This window comes from Kitasatospora arboriphila, assembly GCF_039528095.1.
GTDB classification, from domain to species: domain Bacteria; phylum Actinomycetota; class Actinomycetes; order Streptomycetales; family Streptomycetaceae; genus Kitasatospora; species Kitasatospora arboriphila.
The window spans coordinates 1-4,099 of the sequence record NZ_BAAALD010000051.1; the positions used below are offsets into that span (position 1 = coordinate 1).

Annotated in this window: 3 protein-coding genes and 1 pseudogene; all 4 read right to left on the reverse strand. The window is 67.3% G+C overall.

The window, feature by feature from the left end; genetic code table 11:
* Positions 1–136: pseudogene (locus ABD353_RS24035) on the reverse strand (methionine ABC transporter ATP-binding protein); the annotation flags it as partial.
* Between the two features lie 19 nt (positions 137–155).
* Positions 156–1,097, reverse strand: a complete 942-nt coding sequence (locus ABD353_RS24040) for an ABC transporter permease (protein WP_344625734.1) — start codon at positions 1,095–1,097, stop codon at positions 156–158.
* Positions 1,090–2,034, reverse strand: a complete 945-nt coding sequence (locus ABD353_RS24045; RefSeq protein WP_030273527.1) for an ABC transporter permease — start codon at positions 2,032–2,034, stop codon at positions 1,090–1,092. Before ABD353_RS24045 ends, ABD353_RS24040 begins: the two co-directional genes overlap by 8 nt.
* Positions 2,035–2,120: 86 nt before the next feature.
* Positions 2,121–3,758 carry a peptide ABC transporter substrate-binding protein gene (locus tag ABD353_RS24050; protein ID WP_344625735.1) on the reverse strand — a complete coding sequence of 546 codons (1,638 nt, stop codon included), beginning with the start codon at positions 3,756–3,758 and terminating at the stop codon, positions 2,121–2,123.
* Positions 3,759–4,099: the final 341 nt, after the last annotated feature.

The following is a 4,099-nucleotide window of genomic DNA, read 5'->3' on the forward strand; positions in this document are numbered from 1 at the left end:
CGGAGTAGTTCACGCCGTTGACGGCCTTGGCGACGCCGTCGCGGGTGCGGAACTCCACGTGGAGGTCGCGGACCTCCAGCAGCGGCGTGCCCACGGCGAGCCGGTCGGTCTTCTTGGTCTCGATGGCGGTGGTCATCCGATCGTCACCCCTTCTCTCAGCGCAGCTTCGGGTCGAGGGCGTCGCGGACCGCGTCGCCGACCATGATGAAGGCCAGCACCGTGACGCTCAGCGCCGCGGCCGGGAAGAGCAGCACGTGCGGCGCCTCCAGGAAGCGGTTCGAGGCGTCGCTGATCATCAGGCCCCAGGAGATCTGCGGCGGCTGCACACCGATGCCGAGGTAGGAGAGCGCGGCCTCGGCGCCGATGTACACGCCCAGGCTGATCGCGGAGACCACGATGACCGGGGCGACGGCGTTCGGCATGATGTGCCGGAAGGTGATCCGCAGGTTGCCCGCGCCGAGCGCCTTGGCGGCCACCACGTAGTCGTTGTGCTTGTTGGCGATCACCGAGGCGCGCATGATCCGGAAGATCTGCGGCCAGCCGAGGGCGGCCAGCACCATCGACACCGACAGCACGTTGCCGGAGCCCCAGAACGACATGATCAGCATGCCGCCGAGCAGCGACGGGACGGCGAAGAAGATCTCGGTGAAGCGGGACAGCACGCTGTCGAGCACACCGCCGACCCAGCCGGCCAGCAGGCCGAGCAGGCAGCCGACGAGAGTCACCAGGGTGGTGGTCAGCACGCCGACCACGATGGAGTTGCGGGCCGACCACACCGTGCGGGTGTAGACGTCGCAGCCCTGCACGTCGAAGCCGAACCAGTGTTCGGCGCTGGGGCGCTTCAGCGAGTCCGCGAGGTCGCAGGCGTCGTTGGCGAACGGGCTGCCGCTGGTGAACAGCTGCGGGACGGCCGAGACGACGAGCAGCAGGAGCACCAGGGTCGCGCCGATCACGAAGACCGGGTTGCGGCGCAGGTCGCGCAGGGCGTCGCTCCACAGGCTGGCGACGCGCTCCGGCTTCTGCTTCGGCTCCTGCCCGCCGGCCGCGGCGGCGCTGCCGCTCGGGGCCTCGGGGTCGACGACGATCGTGTCACTCATAGCGGATCCTCGGGTCGAGCACGGCGTACAGCAGGTCCACGAGCAGGTTGGCGACCAGGTAGACCAGCACCAGCAGGGTCACCACACCGACGATGACCACGCCCTGCTTGTTGTAGATGGACTGCGCGAGCAGGCCGCCCACACCGTGGATGTTGAAGAGCTTCTCGGTGATGACCGCACCGCCCATGAGCGCGCCGAGGTCGGCGCCGAGGAAGGTGACGATCGGGATCAGGGCGTTGCGCAGCGCGTGCCGGCCGATGACCCGGCGGCGGCTGAGGCCCTTGGCGACGGCGGTGCGCACGTAGTCGGCGCGCATGGTCTCCATCAGGCTGGTGCGGGTCAGCCGGGCGACGTACGCCAGCGAGGTGGAGGCGAGCACCAGGGCCGGCAGCAGGTAGGCGCGCAGGCCGTCCTCCTCCCGGAAGGAGACCGGGAAGAAGTCGATGCCGTAGTCGTTGCGGAGCTTGACGCCGAGCAGCAGCTGGAGCGCGGAGCCGAGCACGAACACCGGGACGGAGATGACCAGGAGGGTGGAGATCAGCACCAGCTGGTCGAGGAACTTGCCCCGGCGCAGGGCCGCCAGCACACCCGCGGACACACCGATCACGGCCTCGATCGCGAAGGCGACCAGGGCCAGGTTGACGGTGTACGGGAGCGCCTCGCTGATCATGTCGATGACCGCGCGACCTCGCATGTCCTCACCGAGGTTGCCGGTGAAGACCCCGCTGATGTAGTGCCAGTACTGCACCAGGAACGGGTCGTTGAGGTGGTACTTCTCGCGGATCAGCGCGGCGACCAGCGGGTCGGGGCGCTTCTCGCCGGAGAGCGCCTGCACCGGGTCGCCGGGCAGCGCGTTCACCAGGTAGTAGATCAGAAGCGTCGCACCGAGCAGTACAGGGATCGCCTGTATCAGTCGGCGGATGACATAGCGGCCCATCAGACCTCCACACTTTCGGGCAAGGAAGGAGGCGGCCGGCCGGGTCCGAGGACCCGGCCGCCCGCCCCCGGTCGTCTGCTACCGGGTCAGCCGGCGAGCTCGACGTTGGCCAGGTCCATGCGGCCGAAGGCGTCGGTGTCGACGTTCTTCACGGACTTGGTGTACGCGGCGGAGGACATGTTGGTGTACACCGGGATGTACGGCAGGTCCTGGACGAGGACGTCGTCGGCCTGCTGGTACAGCTTCAGGCCCTCCTCCTGGGTCTTCGCCTGGTCGGCCTGGGAGAGCAGGCTCTCGAACTTGTCGTTGACGTAACCGCCGTAGTTCGAGCCCTGGTCGATGGCGACCTTGGAGAAGATCGGGCGCAGGTAGTTCTCGGCGGACGGGTAGTCCATCGACCAGCCCATGCGGAAGGCGCCGGAGTACTGCTTCTCGCCGAGCGCGTCCAGCATCTTGCCGAACTTCTCGAACGGCTTGGCGGTGACCTCGACGCCGAGGTTCTTCTTCAGCTGGTTGGCGACGGCCTCGATCCACTCCTTGTGGCCGCCGTCGGCGTTGTAGCCCAGCTCGATGGTGTTGTTCGGGACACCGCCGGCCTGGGTGAAGAGCTCCTTGGCCTTGGCCGGGTTGTAGGTGCCGGCCTCGCCCAGGGCGCCCTTGCGGTAGCCGGCCACCAGCGGGCTGATGAAGTCGTCGGCGGGGACGCGGCTGCCGTTGAAGATGGTCTTGCTGATGGCCTCGCGGTCGATGGCCATCGAGATCGCCTTGCGGATCTCCGGCTTGCCGTAGGTGGCCGGGTTGGTGGCGATCGGGAAGCCGATGTAGCCGACGCCGGACTCCGGCTTGTAGATGTAGCGGTCGCCGAACTCCGACTTCACCGTGGACATCGCCGAGGTGGGCAGCTTGTCGGTGATCTGGATCGCGTCGGTGCGCAGGTCGTTGTACGCGGTGTCCAGGCTGTCGTAGATCTTGAAGGTGACGCCCTGGAGCTTGGCCTTGCCGTCCGCGGCCGGGAAGGCGTCGTAGCGCTTCACCTTGATCTGCTTGTTGTGCTCCCAGGAACCGTCCATCTGGAACGGGCCGTTGCCGACCGGCTTCTCGCCGAAGGCCTTGGGGTCGGTGAAGAACGCCTTGGGCAGCGGGTAGAACGCGGTGTAGCCCAGCATGGTCTTGAACTGGGAGAACGGCGCGGTCAGGGAGACGGTGAAGGTCTTGTCGTCGACGACCTTCAGGCCCTTGAGCTCCTTGGCGGTGGGCTTCTTGTCCTTGCCCGGGGCGAGCTCCTCGGAGCCCTCGATCTTGGCGAAGAAGGGCAGGCCCTCCTGCGCGTTGTCCTGGTTGGCGCCGTAGTTCCAGGCGTCGACGAAGGACTGGGCGGTGACCTTCTCGCCGTTGTGGAAGGTGTAGCCGTCCTTCAGCTTGATCGTCCAGACCTTGCTGTCGGGGGACTCGATGGACTCGGCGACGCGGAGCTTGGGCTCGCTGGTCTTGACGTCGTAGTCGACCAGGCCGGCGAAGAGGGCGTTCAGCACCTCGGCGCCCTCGGACTCGGCGGTGTTGGTCGGGACCAGGCCGTGCTGCGGCTCGCCGAGCTGGACGGCGATCGAGCCGCCGTCCTTGGCGGTGGCCTTGTCGCCGCTCGTGCCGGACGTGCTGCAGGCGGTCGCGGCGAGGGCGACAGCGGTGGCGGCCACGATCCACTTGGCCGGGGTTGCTCCGCGCATGGGGAGATGCCTCCTGAGGTGGTTTCAACGCGGAGGCACCACAGGGGGGATGGCCGGAGTCTTCGCCCCGGTCATGAGGTGCCTCCTCGCCCGAGGTTCGGCGCGCACCCCTGCGCGTGACCCGTGACCCGAGCTCGACTGTCCCACTATCGGACACCGCGAGATGCGGAACTGACCATTACGGATCTCAATTTGGTCACATGCGCGACGAATTGGTTTCACAAATTGGACATTGAGGGCATACCCAACCGGCATTAAACGGACAGTCGTCGCGCATGACGGTCGGTCACGCACGATTACCGGACATCGACGGTGCTCCGGATACCGGACACCCCGGCCGT